The following is a 16,091-nucleotide window of genomic DNA, read 5'->3' as shown; positions in this document are numbered from 1 at the left end:
CTCAGAAGCCCAGGTACCCGCAAGATTTCAGCGATTAGCGCGGTCAGATGACTGGCATCCAGCCCGGCCTCGATGACCACGTTGCTATGGCGTCGTGGGCGTGGATTGATTCGAAGCACCTTCCGCTCACGAAGAAGGCGTTTGGGAATCTCTTCACGCACTCGCGTACGAGGTCCTCTGCGAACCTCGGGTTGGCCTGCGCCTCGAGGATCTTTTTCGCCTCCTCTAGCCTCTTCATCTCCTCCTTCGGCGTGGCAGAGAAGCACTCCGAGAGCTTGTCCACCAGCGCTGTGAAGTCGACCGGCCCTCCACTCCTGAATACCATTGTGATTTCCGCCCTCTGCATGTGGCCTACGCCAATCATCTTCTTGCTGCACGGACACGCTGTGATTCCCTGCACCGAGAACTGGTATGTTATCGCTCCCCTCTCAGTGGCCCTCATCCTTACCTTGGCGAACTGGTCGTCGTATGGCATCTCGAACGCAGAAGTGACCGAAGAGCCAGGCTGCGTCCTGTTGACTTCCTTGCAAATCCACTTCAGCCACTCTTCCATGTTCCTCGACTTCCGGTTGTTGGCTGCCCTCACCAGCCTGCTCATGTGAACCCCTCGGTGAAGCCTGGTGGAGGTCTGAATGGTGAGCGTGACCGGCATGCTCAGTCCCCCGTCCCTGTAGAGAACCCTGAGGTCCGCAACCCCCGCTTCCACTGCTATCTGGGCAGGCTCCTTCTGGACGTCGGCTGTGGCATCGATGTACGAGACGCTCTGAGAGGTTTCTTCCTCTCTGCTGACCAAGTTGACCCGCTGCCAAGTTTCTTACTTTAAGAGTTTTCCCCGCTCCGAGGCCTTTCGCAGAGGGTCGGGCACCTCTGCCAGGCGAAACGAGTCAGTCCTCGACGCGCATCCGGCGCACCTCCAGCAGTGCGTGCGGCCGTCTCCATGACAGCTCCAAGTCAGATTCAGCGGCACACCAAGCGCCACCGCTGTCCGTATCACCTCGGGCTTGGTCTTGGACCCCAGGGGTCTGAGCAACCTTGTCCGTCTTTCAGCCAGTGTGCTGGAGGCGGCCCAAAGGGCACGCTCCAGGCTGGCGAAGAACTCCCTTCCGGCGTCGCGGAAGACGCTGACGTCGTCCTTGTTGTGGCCGCCGATGATGTAGTCTGCCCCGACCTCCTCCGCGTATCCAGCTGCGATGGAGTAGAAGATGCTGTTGCGCAGGGGGATGTAGGTGGGGGGAAGGCCTTCGAACTTGGCTCCTCTGATGTCTGCGGCCTCTTTCATGTCCGGGAGCCTGACGAATCTGTGCTGCTTGACTCCCGCCGACCGCGCCACAGCCCTGGCAGCCCTGAGCTCGCTTGAAGCGACGCCGTGGAACTCGAAGGTCAGCGCCCTCGCGCTGTACCCTTCCTCCTTCGCCATGTACAGGCAGGTCGCCGAGTCGATTCCTCCCGAGAGGAGGACTATCGCTTCCTTCGTCTGGCTCCCGCCCCGGAGCTGTGCAGTTGCGCCAGCAGATGGCTTCCCTTGTTCAGCCCTTCGTACACGTAGACGCCGACAGCGGACGCGTTCGGCGGCATCCTGGGCGATATCCTGTTCAACACCTCTCGCGCGAGGTTCTCGACCGTGGCCTCACCGTCGAGCAGCACGGTTGTAGCCTTCGGTGCCTTGATGACGAACTTGCCGTGCACCGTGTCGAAGCTGAGCGTCACGCTCTTTCCGTCGTCCTTGGAGACGTACTTCTCGCTGATGAACAGCTTGTGGTCCAAGCTCCTTATCGCGTCCCTGATGATGTCCTTCGCCTCCCCGAAGTCGACGACCATGCCCTCGATCGGAGTCCCTATGATCTCTACGAGAGCGGACGAGGTATGGCCGTGCATCACAGAGCACTTCTGGGTGTGAGGAAGAATATGCGCGTAGTCGAAGTTGAAGGAGGGGTCATCAAGGAAGATTGTCTGCCGCCTCTCCCCGACCGACGAGCCGACCTCCACCACCCTGACGCCCGCGTCCGCCCTGTCGCTCCTCTCGGAAGAAACCTTGACCAGAACCACTCTCTTGCCTGCCTTGCCAAGCCGTGCGATTTCTGCCCCCTTCAACTCCCTGTCAACGAAGAAGAAGGTCCCGTTTGCCTCGAAGTCGGCCGTCAGTGACGTCGATGGAACCTTGACGTTCTCCTTGAAGCCGATGCCTAGCGAGTCGAGTATCTCGGCAATCGCGAGCCTCAGGCTCGTGCTGTAGGTACCAGACTTGCCTCTGTAGACACGACTGTACCCACCCGTCCCAAGCTCCTTCAGCCGCGGTGCGAGCTTTTCGAGGAGCGTCTCTTCCATGCCAAGTGACGGTCGCCAAGGGTTTCGTTTATAGTATTTTCCTGCTCCGCGAGGGTGGGATGGAAATGGTGCGGCGTGCGGGATTCTGACCTACGAGATTCTATCCACAAGGTCTGAAATATCGCTATTTATCCGGCGCAGAAGTTCGATCGAGTTGTATCGTATGGTGACAGTGCCATGAGGCAGGGGGCTTCTCACTGGGCCAGTCCTCTTCACAACAGTGGAAATGAAATTCGAATCCTTCAGAGAGGTCACCGTCTTCCAGTAGTTTCTGCACTGCGCTTCGTTATCTTGCAAATGAATCATCATTCTCACTTTGATTCGTTTCTCATCGACACCCTTTGCTCGAAGGTACCTCATGAAAACCGAAATCATCCTTGGATCGGAATTCACAAATTCGACACGACGGTCTCTTTCTCTCTTGCTGCCTTCGCACCAATAAAGGAGTGTACCCGCGAAGCTGAGGTGTACTCGGACTCACGTTAAGTCTCGATTTAAGCGCCTACCACTCCTGCATGTAAAAAGGACTGAATTTGATTTATACCCGTTTCATCTAGTCCAGCGTGCAAAATGCGGCCGTGATCTAGTGGTTAGGATAGAGGCTTCCCAAAGACATGACCTGTCGGGGATGCCTTTTGCCCGGGTCCGAATCCCGGCGGCCGCACCCACTCTGAAAGGGCCTCCTCATCACTTTGGAAGCGACTTCAAAGCTTCCACTGCCTCAGCGATGTGTCGCCGAGGGTTCAGCTGAGACGAGAAGACGCGCCTGACAACTCCCTCCTTGTCTATAATGAAAGTCGCCCTTCCGGGGATGAGCCCTAGAGACGACTGGACGCCGTAAAGTCCCCTTACCCTGCCCTCCTCGTCCGCAAGCAGCGGGAACTTCGCGCCGCACTCGCCGGCGAACTCCCTATGGCTCTCGATGTCGTCCGAGCTGACTCCTATCACCTCGGCTCCCAGCTCCTGGAGCACTCCGTAGTTCTCGCCGAACGACCTCGTCTCCGCTGTGCAACCGCGAGTGAAATCCTTTGGATAGAAGTAGAGCACGACGTTCTTTGCGCCAATAAACTCGTGCAGTGCCACCCTCCTCCCGTCCTGCGCCTCAAGCTCGAAGTCTGGCGCCTTGTCTCCCGGCTTCAGCATCTGTCCCACCCTACGTCCCCTCGATTATCTTCCGCAGCGAGAGCGAACCATTCCTAATGTCAAGGTCGTAGACTTCGTTGACGTCCAGCCTCATGCCGAACATGTCGTACTCAGTCTCAGTGAGGGTCATCGTCACCTTCGCGAAACCAATCTCGCGTATCTGGGGCATCAGCCCCATCGACTGCAGCTGCGATAACATCCCCTGAAGCACCCGTCCGTCGTCGCTCGCAGGGAAGCTCTCAGCCCTCCGGACGTCCCTGACCTCCACCAGCTCGATCTGCTTTGCTGGGAGGCCTGTCGTCGGGTCGGTGACGCTGCTGATCCTGTTTACTTTGACCCTGGCCAACTAAGGCGGCCCAAAGCTAGGCCGCTATAAACGGATTCTGTGTTTGCGGTACGTTTTCAGGGACTGCTAGTTCTGTTCCTGCGGCGGGTTGGGGTTCTCTTGGCTCTGCTCTTGCCCCTGCTCCTGCCCCTCTACTTCGGCTTGCCCGGCTTCCTGCTGGCTCGCCATTATCGATTCGACCTCCTCTGGCGATATTATCCTCGCCATTGACAGGTTGACCAGGCTGTTGCTCGACGCTTCGCCGGAGACCCTTCCGATTCTGCCCCTCAGCTGCCTCCACTTCAGCTTCGTGTTCCCGCTCTTCGACGCGTAAATGATGCCGAGCACGTCCCTCGCGTTGACGAACGTGATGTCCCTGATCTTCTTGAGGTCCACCTTGTCGACCGCCTCGATGTAAATTGAGCCCTGGTCACCCTCCTTTTCCGGGAAGACCTCGGGGTCGCGGAGGTACGACTCTGGGATGAAGCTCCTGCACGTGCTGCTGATCAGGAACCTCCTGAATCCCTCGAGGTTACTCTGGACGTCAATGGCCACCATGGCTGCCCGCCTTTCCCCACGAAATTCCCGATGGGTTATAAACGCATATCTCGCCGAAGGAGGCAACCTCCTCCGTCCGCCCCTCCCGAAGTGTGGGTTCCCAACTCAAGATCTTTCTCATTGGCGTCAAGAGGGCTAATCAGGTCATTACCCACAAATCTTCCATTAGCCTCCCCGAAGATTAAAGCATGACGAAACCGAAAAAGGGGCCCAGGCCGCGGTGGGGTTGATTTGCGCTTCTTAGTCAGACTGCTTCCTCCGCACGGGAGTGGCACGAAGTTCCTAGATTCGGTCAGGGCCCTGGCCAGGTCTGTGATGGTGGAGGCGAGGAATCCAAAGTGGACCTCGTACGGGGCGCTGGAGGTGGACGTCTTCGCGAAGTCGAAGCAGGACTTCGCTCTCTTCCTGGCTGCTGTGGAGCCGGTGGCCAAACTCGAGTTCTCGAGGGACCTGAACGTGACGCAGCCCCATTTGACTAAGGAGGAGATTGTCGCAGAGGCCAGGATGTACTTCAACCGGGAGCGGTACTGGGAATGCCACGAGGTTCTCGAAGGGCTCTGGAGGAACCTCGAGGGAGAGGAGAAGCTGTACGTCCAGGGTTTGATTCTGGTCTGCGCTGCGTTCGTCCACCATCAGAAGGGCGAGGAGCAGGTCGCACTGGGCGTCCTTGGCCGGGCCAGCAAGCAGCTATCCTACGGCACTGCTTCGTATCGTGGGATTGAGGTGGAGCGTGTCAAGAGAGAGGTCGGGAGGATACTTGACTCAAAGCGGTTCAATGTGTTCAGCGTTTAACCGAAAACTGGGAGGTTCATCGGGTTCCCCTGCTCCGAGAGACGCGACTTTGATCTGAAGGCGAGGATGTTGGCAGCCAACGCAAGCAGGGATAAGGCCACCAGCGCCAACTGCGGCCCCAACGTCGACGGCAAAGCGAAGGGGGCGTCGACCGCAAGTGCCACCGCGAGCACTCCAGCCACGAGGAAGGCATAGTGCACTCCGTAGAGGCACAGCAGAGAGTCGACTAGGAGAACGATGCTCAGCCAGAACAGCCACATTAGCAGGGCGCCAAACACGCTCGAAGCCGGAGACGTGTATCCGAGATACAGTCCAAGAACCGAGTCAGCGAGGCCTAGCGCTCCGGCGGCCGCTCTTCGGGCGTTCATTTTACCATCGTCAGCTTGTAGTAGCCTGCCTCGATGTTCCTGTTCATGTTGTCCTTGACCAGGAAGATCCTGTGAATCGGCGTCCCCCCTGAGGGCTCGATGGAGTAATCCTCGGTGACCCTGAACTCGTGGGTCTCCCCGCTCTTGCAGGCGTGCGTCACCTTCTTCCCGGGCTTGACGCCGAGGCTGTACATGTAGACCTCCTTCGGGGTGGTGCACGTCAGGACCGCCCAGTCCTCGTCGTCTGGGATCGATTCGAACCCGACGCTCGGCTTCAGCCCCTCCCCGTAACGCTTGTCGTCGCAGAAGAGCCTCTTGCACTTCCTGCAGCGCCAGACGTCAACCACGCCCTGGAGGTAGTTGTCCCTGTTGACGTTCACCATCGCAGCGAAGACTATTTCATGGTCGCACTCAGTCATTTCTTCCACCTGCTCGGCCGGCGGCGAACTTCTTCTCGACCGTGGTCTCGTATACTGGTATCAGCCTCAGTATCAGCTTGTCCACCCTCATCCTTCTTTCGTTGATCTCCCTCACCATCATCTCTCTCCAAGTCCTGTAGTGGTTTGCTATCGCCAACCTCGGGTGGACAGGGATAAAGCTGCTGTTGTCTCCCGAGAGGATAACCATCCCTCTTTCGAGGAGCCTCGACAGCTCTAGGGTCTTCGGGGCCGCGGGTACCGAGCCGTCCTTCAGCACCTTGACGTAGAGCCACGCTTCGGCCTCGGTCATGTTGAGCTCCCTCACCAGCTGTCCCACGACCTCCGCATCGTCTGAAACCACGGCCCTTCCGCTCAAGCCCAGGTAGAAAAATCAATCCCTAGGCCGAACGGACTTCCTGGAAGTCCCTGCCTATATTCCCTCTACTCCATGGGGTGTGTGTTGAACAGTTTACGCTCAAAGAGGGCTGCTCGGCTCGCGTCGACCTTCGTGGTTCTCTTCCTTCTCGGCAGCAGCGCGGTCTTCGCGTACGCCACCAGAGTCCCTGCGACCGGAGTCCACAAGGCTGAAGCCTCCGCCGCGCACCCGCACCCCGCCAGCCATTCGCATGGGGGCCGCGCACCATCCGAAGATTCTGGCAACCGGACGAGCAGCACCTCGAACGAGACTGAAACATCCAAGCACAGCTCCGAGACTACCCACTCAGAGAACGACACGGAGACTTCGACCGGAGAGTCGGGCAGCCAAGAACATACCGGAAACAACGAGACCACGTCTGCCAGCGAGGAGGGTCAAAACCAATCGGGCGAGCTGCAGTTCCACTTTGTGTCCGCCGCGGCCCACCAGAGGGGCTTTGGGGAGGTGGGGGTTGAGGTCGACGGGCTGATCCTGGACATCCAGGCTCATGTCGAGCGTCTGAACGCTTCGACGCAGTACACCCTTGCGCTCTTGGTCAATGGGACCAGCCACGCGCTGGGGACGATGGTGACGAGCGAGGAAGGGGGCGGCGAGATACACGCCCAATTCAACGCGACCAAGCCCGGGACGTACCTGATTGGGGTGTCATTGCTCCTAGGAGGCGTCCTCGCCTTGAAGAGCGACCCATCGTCTCGGACGGTCGTGCTCGCCCAGAGTGCCACGAATACGTCGGAGAGTGGGAACCAGCAAGGCGAGCATGTGAACACCGTGCAGGGAAACCAGGAGCACGAGCAGCAGATAAAGAAGGCTGAAGAGAACAACAGCATACCAGCTGTCGTGCAGGTAACCGGGTTAGGTGCGACAGTGGCAGTGCTGGACTCGAAATTCAGCGTATCAGTGGGCAAGCTGGCCGGAAACGGCTTGGCAATCCAGATCACTGGGACCAACGTGACAGGACCGAGAGTCCTCCTCGTCAACCTGTCCAATTCGGCGAGCCTCACCACGAATTCGCTGCGTGTAACGCTGGACGGGAACTCGATAACGCAGGCAGCGTCGCTGACCCAGGTCCTCAATCCTTCGCCTGGCGACCCAGCGAGGTACATCGTCATCAGCACCAGCACGGGTCTCCAGCTCCTTGTCTCGATACCCCACTTCTCCACCCACACCATAGAGATACTTCCGGTCCTAGCTCAAGTGGTCAGCACCCTGCTCTCGGTCGACGGGTCCGTTTTCCTCCTTTCGCTCTTGGCAGTGTCCGCGGTCTTCGCGTCGGTCTACGCGCGGAGAACTAAGATACGCCTCTAGTGCCCGTTTTATACTCGGATATTTGGAATCGAAATGATGTCAGAGGAGACGATGGGGAGGGATGTCGGGAAGGTGCTGAACCATCCAGCGAGGAAGCGGACTGTCGAACTCCTCGGTAGCAGGGGACCTCTCTCCTGGAAGGAACTCTCGACAGAGCTCGGAGTCGCGACCGGCGCCCTCTACTACCACCTCGACGCCCTCGAGGGTCTTGTGACGAGGACGCCGGACAAGAAGTATTGCCTCACCAAGCAGGGCGGGCAGATATTCTCCTCGCTCACGTCTAACCCGGCGTCATCGCCCGAGGAACTGCTCGCCGCGGTGTCGTCGCGGAGCCGCGTCGCTGCAGCCATTGAGGGGGTCTTCGCTCCAAGGTCGCTGATGCAGAAGGCAGGCTCGCAAGCTCCCCGTTCAATCGCCGCGTCACTCGTTCTTTCCGCCGCGCTCCTGCTAGACATGGCCTACCTGAACTTCGGTGTCAGATTGTTCTACTTCCAGAGCGCGGGGCTCTACGGCGCAGTCGAGGACTACGTCGCCTCTCTAGTCATCATCTTCGTGGTAAGCTACGCCGCATCGGCGCTGATTTTCCGCGCAAGACCTGGCCCGTCTCAGCTGGCGTTTGGTTGCGTTCTCTCCTTCGTCCCCGTAGCGGCGCTCGCTTCAGCGTTCGCCCTCTTCCCGAGCTTGGGGGCCTCGAGGCCCGTTTCGACTGCACTCTTCGTCTTCTTCCAGGCTTGGAGCGCCACCATCCTCGCCGCCGGGGTCAGCGTCTCAACCGCCGTCAGGGTCGAGAAGACGCTCGTGGTGGGGCTCATCCTGCTCTACGCGACCATGGCCACTATCTTCTTGTAAACGAGCCGCCCTTCACGCCTTCGAGGTGCCGGGGGAGCTCCAGAGGAACTCGAAGTAGTCCTTCGCGAAGCTCGCAAGGCCGTGGTGGGAGGCCCAGATGGCCAGCGGGACGGACCCCTGCTCCGCCCCCCCAAGGAGCAGGACCACTTCCCTCGCGTCCGAGACGAGCCCGCCGCCGTACATCGTCTTCCTCGTCCTGAGCTCAGCGTACTTCGAAAGCTGCTCCCTCGACTTCGGGGGCACGTCCGGGGACGTGAGTATGAGTGTCTTGACGCCCTTCTCCTTCAATGCCCCGAGGAGGGGGTCCATCTGCTCGGTGAAAGGCAGGATCTGGGGCGGCAGCGCTATCAGCAGCTCGGACCTGCAGTTCAGCAACAGGTTCTTCACCCTCGAGAGAATCTCGTTCGCCCCCCTCATTATCCAGATGTCGGGCTTCTCCTGCTCTCCCCTATTCACGTAGATTCCCATCAGCTCGTCCAGCGCAAGCTGCTGCTTCTCCTTTCTCTCCGTCTCCCGCCTCGACTTCAGCTCCTCCAGCGCCGTGTCTGGCGGCTTCGCCGTGTAGACTATCGGCCTGCTCTTCTGCTCCTCCACCCATCCCTTCTTGTGGAGCGACTCGAGGGAGTCGTAGACCTTCGAGTACGGAATCCTCGCCACCCTGCTCACGTCGCTCGCAGTCATCGTCCCTCCCCTGAGCAGCGCAACGTAGGCTTTGACCTCGCTCCCAGTCAGCCCGAGCAGCTCGAGTGCGGCCTGGGCACGCTCGCTCACGCTCATGGCTTCCTCAGATCCTCAGCTCGACCTGCTTCTCCACGTAGCTCCAGAACTCTCGCTCGATCTCGTAGCTCCAGAGGGAGATCGGTATCTCCACGAACGTGACCAACGGCGCTATCGCGATGCCCTCGACGACCGCGACGCCAAGGTTCTGCAGCCACTTCCCTATCCCGAACGTGACGCGGAAGTTGGCCGGCCCACCCGCGACAGTGATAGTGAACGCCCTGTCCGCTGCCAGCAGCTCCCTCAGCGCCCCGCCCTTCCTCGCTTGGACCACCCAGCCCTCGTCTTTCCTGCCGCTCTGCGTCTCGTAGCCCTCCACCTGGAAGTGCTCCTCGACTGCGTCCGCGAGCAGCTCCAGGTTGCAGTTCTTGTTGAAGTAGTCCCTGAAGGCCGGCCTCATCGTTCGTCCCCTTTCGGCCGTCCCGAACTAAAAAGCGTATATCGGTCAACGGCCGGACCCTAATCTGATGACCAAGTGCGACCACAGGAATGCCGACTTCGTCGGTGAGCAGAAGACCGACGAGGGGGTCAACACCTTCCTAAAGTGCCACTCGTGCCTGAGCGTCATCGTAATCACGCCGGAGAAGAAGGTCTTCGCCATCAGCGCCCCTTCCCGAGCACGATAATTAACCTCTTACCCTCTGAGAAGTTAAAAGCCTTATATGGACAATTCGTCTACCCGTCCGAGAGTCGGACGTCAACTTGGCTCAAATCGCAGACATCAGTCTAGAACTCGGAAAGCAGGTTTCGAAGGGGAACTTCATCAGACAGACGCAGTCGATTTGCCCCGACTGCAACCGCATCCTGCCCGCACTCGTCTTTGAGCGAGACAACAAGGTCTGGATGACGAAGACGTGCCCCGAGCACGGCGAGACAGAGGAGCTCTACTTTGGCTCCTACGAAATGTACACCAAGTTTTCAAGATATTGGAAGGACGGCAAGGGTACACACGCTGCGAACGTCCCGATGGACGTCTGCTCCTGCCCTGCGAACTGCGGCTTATGCTCAAACCACCTCTCCCACACAGGCCTTTCGAACATCATAGTCACCAACAGGTGCGACCTCACCTGCTGGTACTGCTTCTTCTACGTCAAGAAGGGCCTCGAGGGAGCCTACGTCTACGAGCCGACGCTCGACCAGGTCAGGGAGATGGCCCGCTCGCTGAAGTCGGAGAGGCCGGTCGCAGGCAACTCGGTCCAGATAACAGGCGGCGAGCCGACGATGAGGGAAGACCTGCCGACGATTATCAGGATAATGAAGGAAGAGGGCGTCGACCACGTCCAGCTCAACACGAACGGGATCAACCTCGCACTCGACCCCTCGATGGCGAGGAGGCTGAAGGACGCAGGCGTGTCCAACCTCTACATGAGCTTCGACGGCACCACGCCCAGGACCAATCCGAAGAACCACTGGGAGGCGCCCTACGCTATCGACTCGTGCAGGAAGGCAGGGCTCGGCGTCGTCCTAGTCCCTACTGTCATAAGGTCGATAAACGACCACGAGCTCGGCTCCATCATAAAGTTCGGCGAGAGCAACATCGACACGGTCCACGCAGTCAACTTCCAACCCGTTTCGCTCACGGGAAGGCTGACCAAGACGGAGCGCGCGAAGTACAGGATAACGATTCCCGACTGCATCGAAAGGATTGAGGAGCAGACCAACGGCGAGATAACCTCCGACGGCTGGTTCCCCGTTCCGTCCTGCTCTCCGGTGACGAGCTTCATCGAGGCCTTCACGAAGAAGGAGCAGTACGAGCTCTCCATCCACTTCGCGTGCGGCGCAGGCACCTACGCCTTCAAGGACACAGAGAAGGGCAAGCTGGTCCAGATCACAAAGTTCGTGGACATCCCGGGCATGATAGAGTACCTGGCCGACAAGACGGACGAGATCAACTCGGGCACCAACCGCTACCTGGTGGCCGCGAAGGTCCTGACGCAGATATCGTCCTTCGTCGACAAGTCGAAGCAGCCCCACGGACTCTCGTTCGCGAAGCTGCTGACGGACGCGCTGGTGAAGCACGACTACGCCGCTGTGGGCCAGTTCCACCTAAAGTCGATGTTCCTCGGGATGATGCACTTCCAAGATAAATTCAATCAGGATGAGGAGAGACTTCAGCGCTGTGACATTCACTACCTGACTCCAGACTTGAGGATAATTCCGTTTTGCTCGTTCAACGTAATTCCAGAATGGTACCGTGACAGAATCCAACAGAAGTATGGAATGCCGATTGAACAGTGGGAAGCCATGACTGGGAAGAAACTCGAGGATGGGCTGTACAAGGGAACGCTCAGAAGGGGAGGTCACGCCCCCGGTTGCGGTTGCTCGGCTGGCGGCGAGATTCCAATCCAGCCAATTACTGGAACCTAAAGGTCATCTGTGGCCGGACTCAGACCTTGAACGGGTAGCCACTCCAATCGGACTATTGCCGTAGCCGGGTCATTGATTCAAGCCTAAGCCAAACGAACTCGAACACCTCAGGCAAGAGAACGCCGGATTAAAAGAACAGCTACTGAGACTAGCGAAGCTGATAACAGAGAGAGCCTAGATGCTCTCTCCCCCCTTCTTTTCCTATCAAGCAGTCCCTGACAGTCTCTCCGCAAGCTACTACCATCAGTCGGGACAAGGACTGACGACCACCAAACTTCTAAACACTCTCCGAGGATTATGCTGGCAGCCCGCAAGAAGGCCTTCCCATGCACGATTATTCCAAAAATACGGGTATTTGTCATCTGCAGAATATCTTTATATCTCAGGGAGTTTGTTAACACATGTGATGGAACAAGAACAATACGAGACGCTGCGAGACCTTCTAATCCTCCTTCTCATCAAGTCAGGCGTGAGCCATGAAGCGATAGCCAACGTAACAGGCTTAAACGTCAAGACCATACAGAATAGATTTCCGTTGAAGGGAATGACGAGGAGGCGAGAAAATGTCTGAGCACAAAGAGCTTAGACCAACTTCCGAGTCCCTCCTAAGAGCTCTTCTACGACTGGCCCTAGAGGAACAGAGAGCCAAAGACGAAGACCTTACTATCGGAGACCAAATTCTCATTCTGCAGGATGCCGGACTACCGCAAGGACAAGCCGCATCGATCCTTGGAATACCTGGTAATCAGGTCGCGTCCTACCTGCGAAGAGCTACCAACAAGAAACTTCTTGCAAGATTGGTGAAGAAACGAGTTGACTGATGAACTAAACGAGCTCAGAGACATCAAGAAGCTACTAGTTCTACTTCTGCAGGCCAACAAGGTCGACCAAGGAAACATCGCAAAGGCTCTAGGTGTAAAACAACCCGCCGTCAGTAAGATGCTAAGCCGAAAGGGGAAGAAAGATGGCGCAAAGTAACCCCAAGAATTCCAAGGACGAACAAGAGCTCGAAAACGAACCAACGAAGGTAGCTCAAATCCTATTAGCAGGCTTGCTGCTGAAAAGCGAGCCGAAACCAAGCCTTCGTAGCCTAGAAGAACTAATCAAAGTCAGACACGGCACACTTTCAAAACTCTTCCCCCAGCGCCAAGTATCGAAGTACCAACCGGGAACAAAAACTCAACCGTCAGCTCGTCAAGGTGAAGAAAGTGCCAAATAAGAAGGAAACTGACGAACATCTTCTAAGCATTGAATTCCTATTAGCGAACCTATTGCTAGATAGAGAACCGAGCATCAAACAGGTCGCAAAGATCATGGGCATAAGAGAGTCAAAACTCAGAGAGATGCTCGGCAAAGAGAAAGTCAAGTCGGGGAAGTAACTAAGTGCCTCCGGTCGAAGATATAGAATCTGTGAAGGCAAATCTTATCTCATTCTGCAAGAATGCCGAACGCCTGTCTGTCCTTGAGGCAGTGAGGAAGCCAAAACACTACAAAGAGGTTTCCAATATCACGAAGTTGAATCCCACAACTTGTTCTGAATTCCTCAAAGCTATGTCCCACCTCAACCTAGTCGAAGAGGTAGGAAAACGCAAGGGAATATACCGTCAAAGCCCTCAAGTGAGAACCCTCAACCTGAGGTCCGTCATAAAGACCACAATCTCCGAGAAGTCGAGAGGTCAGTTCTCGACGACCCCTCGGAATGTCACAGTAAGATTCTCAGACGAACTCAAGATAGAGAACCCCGGACTGCCTGAATCAGTAATCAGAGAAGCCCTCGAAATGCAAAAGCTATACCCCTACCTTTACCTATTCGAGAACTCCGTTCGGCATTTCATCATGTCAAACATGGAAGCCAAGCATGGAAGTGAATGGTGGACTACCACGGTAGCGAAGCCGATTCAGTCGAAAGCCCAGGACAGAATGCAAAAGGAAGGCAGGAATAGGTGGCACGGAAAACGAGGAGCGCATCCTATCTTCTATGTCGATATTGACGACCTAAACAAGATCATTACGGCAAACTACTCATCCTTCAAAGCCAAAATGCCAGACTTGAGAAGACCCCTTGAGTGGGTATCTCAGAGAATTGAGGAGATTGAAATCTCACGAAACGTTGTAGCCCATAACAATCCATTGTCCGAAGACGATATCAGACGATTGAAGGTCTTCTATAACGACTGGGTAAAGCAAATGCGTTGAGACCGTGACACGGCTCTTCTTAGATGAGTATCTTTTCCGCCTATTCGCCCTTGAGGACAGGATAACTGACGGTTGAACCGAGGATGACGGGGGCCGAGGTCCTGCGCGAGATGCTCGTTTTCTTCCATGGTGGCGACAGGGCAATCGTTTACGCAGATAATCTAACAGGCCAAGTATTATCCTTCTTGCGTAAGATGATTGTGATGTACTACTGAACTATCTCTTCATATTCTTCTTGATTCTCTGTTCCTATTCTTCCTGAGTGAATACCACCCAGATGTCACCATCCGAACAGCGACCGGCTCCGCTTTCGCTTAAGCGGAGCGTATTTTATCAGTTTGACATGTTGCCCTCTGGCCACCTTCTTGGCTTGAGGCGAAAAACCACTCTTAGACACCATGACGCCATTGCTCACCATCCCATGTCTTCTTTCTTGTGCGACTTTCTTCGCGAATTTCTTGACGCTTGTCGCCTGAACTGGTGAGGAAAGATTCTTGACTTCAACTGCAACCTTCCTTCCCTGTGGTGAACGCATTATGCGGTCGAATTCACCCGCGTTCGTTCGCAGGCGGCCTAGGACAATGGGGGAATAACCCCGCCTTCTCAGGAAACCAGTCGCTTTGGTCTCTCCAATAGTCCCCTTTCTATACGCCGTTTGACCTCTTCGCCGTTTCGTCTTCCTTTTCTTGGGTTCGTTTCCCCAGGACCAGATTGAACCACTCATTTCTGCTAACCTTCCGAGTGGTAGAATGTAACTTTCTTCCGCCGCTTGGATGGAACCTTAGCTTTGAATGAAACCTTGCCCCTTCTAGTCTTGAATGAGATTGTTCTCCTGACCTTCTTCTTGGCGTAGAAGCTCGCTCGTCGCATCTACCTTCGCTTTCTCGCTAGGAAGGAGATTTTCTTCCCTCTCCGTGTCCTGAACTTGACCCGTCTCATGATACTTCCACTCTCTTCGGAGATTTAAGCATTCTCCAAATCATGTTGACTTCTTTCCATAGACTAGCTCTTAACATCTATCCAAAGGTCGGTGTCCATCCAGCCACTCGCGGTAACTTTACTCGAAGTCATTAGGTTAGAAAAATAGCGAATCTGGAATTCATGAAGAAGTCCGGCCTCGAATCCTGACACTCCCTCTCTTGGTTTCAATCTGGGGTCGATACCAATCGCTGCGATTGTTTCGAGCAACTAGGGAATACAATTAGCGTGCGTTTCATAAAACGCGTAACCACTGGGTTTGTGACTGTTGATTCCTGGAGACGCAACATCGTCATTCCTAAGATTCCTTGAAATTGATTCAAACAGCTCTACGAACACACTCAAAGCCTACAAGAGCGACATCGAGCACTTCTTCCAATATCTTGGTCGGACAGAACTGTCGCTTGTAACGCCGGACGATGTGGTCGGTTACTTCTCAGCCGCCCGCGAATCGAAACACTACTCCGAGAGCACATTCAAGAGAAAGCTTGTTTCCTTAAGACGCTTCTTCGCGTACTTGGTGCAATTCGACTTCTGCGATGCGTCGCCAATGAGGGAAATTGGGCTTCGATTCAGGTCGTCGGCACCGTTACCTCGCCTGATACCTCTAGCCGATCTCAAGAGGCTCCTGGAAGCTCCAATCCTCGCACAGATGAATGCGCGCGGGCTGACTGCAGGCCGAAACAGAAGCAAGCGATTCAAAGCGCTGAGAGACAGTGCAATATTGTCACTGCTTTTTTTCACTGGGATGAGGGTCGGCGAAGTCACGAAGCTCGACATCAGGGATTTCGACTCTAGGTCGGGGTCTCTTCTAGTTCACGGCAAGGGAAGAAAGGATCGCATGTTGTACGTAAGGAATCGGCGTCTAGTTTCGAACATACATCGCTACCTAGAGCTGCGGCTTCGTCTACCAGGTGACGAACAAGCGCTATTCCTTAACAGGTTCGGACAGCGCCTCACGCCGAGGTCAATCCAAGGAGGTTTTGGTGCCTACTTGCGCATTGCAAGAGTGAAGGGTAGTTTCACCCCCCACTCCATGAGGCACACCATGGCAACGTTGCTTCTCGAGAAGGGCACTGACCTCAGAACCTTGCAGACAATACTCGGGCATTCGAGCATTCTGAGCACCCAGATATACACTCATGTGGCCGCTAGAAATGTTGAAGAGGCCCTCTGCGTACTTGGCAAGATAACCCTCCCCTGAAGTATTTGGCGAGCAAGTAATTTCGCATAACTTCGATTATCCGAAGTAC

21 protein-coding genes and 1 tRNA gene are annotated in these 16,091 nt (G+C 56.1%); 11 read left to right on the top strand and 11 right to left on the bottom strand.

What is annotated here, in order from left to right; translation table 11 throughout:
- Positions 1-43 precede the first annotated feature (43 nt).
- The 3 genes from LYZ69_09640 to LYZ69_09630 are packed head-to-tail and all read right to left on the bottom strand — an operon-like array spanning position 44 to position 2,325.
- A complete protein-coding gene (locus tag LYZ69_09640; GenBank protein ID MDV3278705.1) occupies positions 44-793 on the bottom strand; it encodes a GTP cyclohydrolase I FolE2 in 750 nt (249 codons plus the stop codon).
- Positions 794-814: 21 nt separating this feature from the next.
- The gene (locus tag LYZ69_09635) at positions 815-1,417 is read right to left on the bottom strand and encodes a 7-cyano-7-deazaguanine synthase (GenBank protein MDV3278704.1); all 603 of its coding nucleotides are present in this window, start codon (positions 1,415-1,417) and stop codon (positions 815-817) included.
- Between the two features lie 41 nt (positions 1,418-1,458).
- The gene (locus LYZ69_09630; GenBank protein MDV3278703.1) at positions 1,459-2,325 is read right to left on the bottom strand and encodes a 6-carboxytetrahydropterin synthase; all 867 of its coding nucleotides are present in this window, start codon (positions 2,323-2,325) and stop codon (positions 1,459-1,461) included.
- 572 nt (positions 2,326-2,897) lie between these two features.
- Between LYZ69_09630 and LYZ69_09625 the strand changes: the two genes are divergently transcribed.
- Positions 2,898-2,989 (top strand) — tRNA-Gly (locus tag LYZ69_09625).
- A gap of 23 nt (positions 2,990-3,012) precedes the next feature.
- On the opposite strand, the gene LYZ69_09620 is transcribed toward LYZ69_09625, so the two are convergent.
- The 3 genes from LYZ69_09620 to LYZ69_09610 form a co-directional block, all read right to left on the bottom strand.
- Complete coding sequence (locus LYZ69_09620) at positions 3,013-3,468, bottom strand: peroxiredoxin (GenBank protein MDV3278702.1); 456 nt, start codon at positions 3,466-3,468, stop codon at positions 3,013-3,015.
- Positions 3,469-3,478: 10 nt separating this feature from the next.
- A complete protein-coding gene (locus LYZ69_09615; GenBank protein MDV3278701.1) occupies positions 3,479-3,814 on the bottom strand; it encodes an arcadin 1 in 336 nt (111 codons plus the stop codon).
- Positions 3,815-3,880: 66 nt separating this feature from the next.
- Positions 3,881-4,351: a hypothetical protein gene (locus tag LYZ69_09610; GenBank protein MDV3278700.1), complete on the bottom strand. Its 471-nt coding sequence runs from the start codon at positions 4,349-4,351 to the stop codon at positions 3,881-3,883.
- Between the two features lie 231 nt (positions 4,352-4,582).
- Between LYZ69_09610 and LYZ69_09605 the strand changes: the two genes are divergently transcribed.
- On the top strand, positions 4,583-5,143 hold the full coding sequence (locus LYZ69_09605) for a DUF309 domain-containing protein (GenBank protein ID MDV3278699.1): 561 nt from the start codon (positions 4,583-4,585) through the stop codon (positions 5,141-5,143).
- On the opposite strand, the gene LYZ69_09600 is transcribed toward LYZ69_09605, so the two are convergent.
- The 3 genes from LYZ69_09600 to LYZ69_09590 are packed head-to-tail and all read right to left on the bottom strand — an operon-like array spanning position 5,140 to position 6,291.
- On the bottom strand, positions 5,140-5,511 hold the full coding sequence (locus LYZ69_09600) for a hypothetical protein (protein ID MDV3278698.1): 372 nt from the start codon (positions 5,509-5,511) through the stop codon (positions 5,140-5,142). The two genes, LYZ69_09605 and LYZ69_09600, sit on opposite strands and share 4 nt — an antisense overlap.
- Positions 5,508-5,930: a hypothetical protein gene (locus LYZ69_09595; protein MDV3278697.1), complete on the bottom strand. Its 423-nt coding sequence runs from the start codon at positions 5,928-5,930 to the stop codon at positions 5,508-5,510. The genes LYZ69_09600 and LYZ69_09595 overlap by 4 nt, the downstream gene beginning before the upstream one ends.
- The gene (locus tag LYZ69_09590) at positions 5,923-6,291 is read right to left on the bottom strand and encodes a hypothetical protein (protein ID MDV3278696.1); all 369 of its coding nucleotides are present in this window, start codon (positions 6,289-6,291) and stop codon (positions 5,923-5,925) included. Before LYZ69_09590 ends, LYZ69_09595 begins: the two co-directional genes overlap by 8 nt.
- 99 nt (positions 6,292-6,390) lie before the next feature.
- On the opposite strand from LYZ69_09590, the gene LYZ69_09585 reads away from it, so the two are divergent.
- The gene (locus LYZ69_09585) at positions 6,391-7,671 is read left to right on the top strand and encodes a hypothetical protein (protein ID MDV3278695.1); all 1,281 of its coding nucleotides are present in this window, start codon (positions 6,391-6,393) and stop codon (positions 7,669-7,671) included.
- A 36-nt stretch (positions 7,672-7,707) separates the two neighbouring features.
- Complete coding sequence (locus tag LYZ69_09580) at positions 7,708-8,520, top strand: helix-turn-helix domain-containing protein (protein ID MDV3278694.1); 813 nt, start codon at positions 7,708-7,710, stop codon at positions 8,518-8,520.
- A gap of 12 nt (positions 8,521-8,532) precedes the next feature.
- On the opposite strand, the gene LYZ69_09575 is transcribed toward LYZ69_09580, so the two are convergent.
- Together LYZ69_09575 and LYZ69_09570 are read right to left on the bottom strand one after the other, a co-directional pair.
- Positions 8,533-9,297 (bottom strand): TrmB family transcriptional regulator, encoded by a 765-nt coding sequence (locus LYZ69_09575; GenBank protein MDV3278693.1) that lies wholly within the window; start codon positions 9,295-9,297, stop codon positions 8,533-8,535.
- Between the two features lie 7 nt (positions 9,298-9,304).
- Positions 9,305-9,697, bottom strand: coding sequence for a hypothetical protein (locus tag LYZ69_09570; protein ID MDV3278692.1), 393 nt, complete (start codon positions 9,695-9,697; stop codon positions 9,305-9,307).
- A gap of 67 nt (positions 9,698-9,764) precedes the next feature.
- On the opposite strand from LYZ69_09570, the gene LYZ69_09565 reads away from it, so the two are divergent.
- The 7 genes from LYZ69_09565 (at position 9,765) to LYZ69_09535 (ending at position 16,042) form a co-directional block, all read left to right on the top strand.
- Positions 9,765-9,923 carry a hypothetical protein gene (locus LYZ69_09565; protein MDV3278691.1) on the top strand — a complete coding sequence of 53 codons (159 nt, stop codon included), beginning with the start codon at positions 9,765-9,767 and terminating at the stop codon, positions 9,921-9,923.
- A 76-nt stretch (positions 9,924-9,999) separates the two neighbouring features.
- Positions 10,000-11,664 (top strand): radical SAM protein, encoded by a 1,665-nt coding sequence (locus LYZ69_09560; protein ID MDV3278690.1) that lies wholly within the window; start codon positions 10,000-10,002, stop codon positions 11,662-11,664.
- 406 nt (positions 11,665-12,070) lie between these two features.
- On the top strand, positions 12,071-12,235 hold the full coding sequence (locus LYZ69_09555; protein ID MDV3278689.1) for a hypothetical protein: 165 nt from the start codon (positions 12,071-12,073) through the stop codon (positions 12,233-12,235).
- Positions 12,228-12,485 carry a hypothetical protein gene (locus tag LYZ69_09550; protein ID MDV3278688.1) on the top strand — a complete coding sequence of 86 codons (258 nt, stop codon included), beginning with the start codon at positions 12,228-12,230 and terminating at the stop codon, positions 12,483-12,485. Before LYZ69_09555 ends, LYZ69_09550 begins: the two co-directional genes overlap by 8 nt.
- The gene (locus tag LYZ69_09545) at positions 12,478-12,642 is read left to right on the top strand and encodes a hypothetical protein (GenBank protein MDV3278687.1); all 165 of its coding nucleotides are present in this window, start codon (positions 12,478-12,480) and stop codon (positions 12,640-12,642) included. Before LYZ69_09550 ends, LYZ69_09545 begins: the two co-directional genes overlap by 8 nt.
- Before the next feature lie 405 nt (positions 12,643-13,047).
- Positions 13,048-13,860: a hypothetical protein gene (locus tag LYZ69_09540; GenBank protein ID MDV3278686.1), complete on the top strand. Its 813-nt coding sequence runs from the start codon at positions 13,048-13,050 to the stop codon at positions 13,858-13,860.
- Between the two features lie 1,246 nt (positions 13,861-15,106).
- The gene (locus LYZ69_09535; GenBank protein ID MDV3278685.1) at positions 15,107-16,042 is read left to right on the top strand and encodes a tyrosine-type recombinase/integrase; all 936 of its coding nucleotides are present in this window, start codon (positions 15,107-15,109) and stop codon (positions 16,040-16,042) included.
- Positions 16,043-16,091 lie beyond the last annotated feature (49 nt).

The sequence above is a fragment of the Nitrososphaerales archaeon genome (assembly GCA_032906765.1).
GTDB lineage: Archaea > Thermoproteota > Nitrososphaeria > Nitrososphaerales > Gagatemarchaeaceae > DASPPF01.
This window is presented reverse-complemented; position numbering and strand designations above follow the sequence as displayed.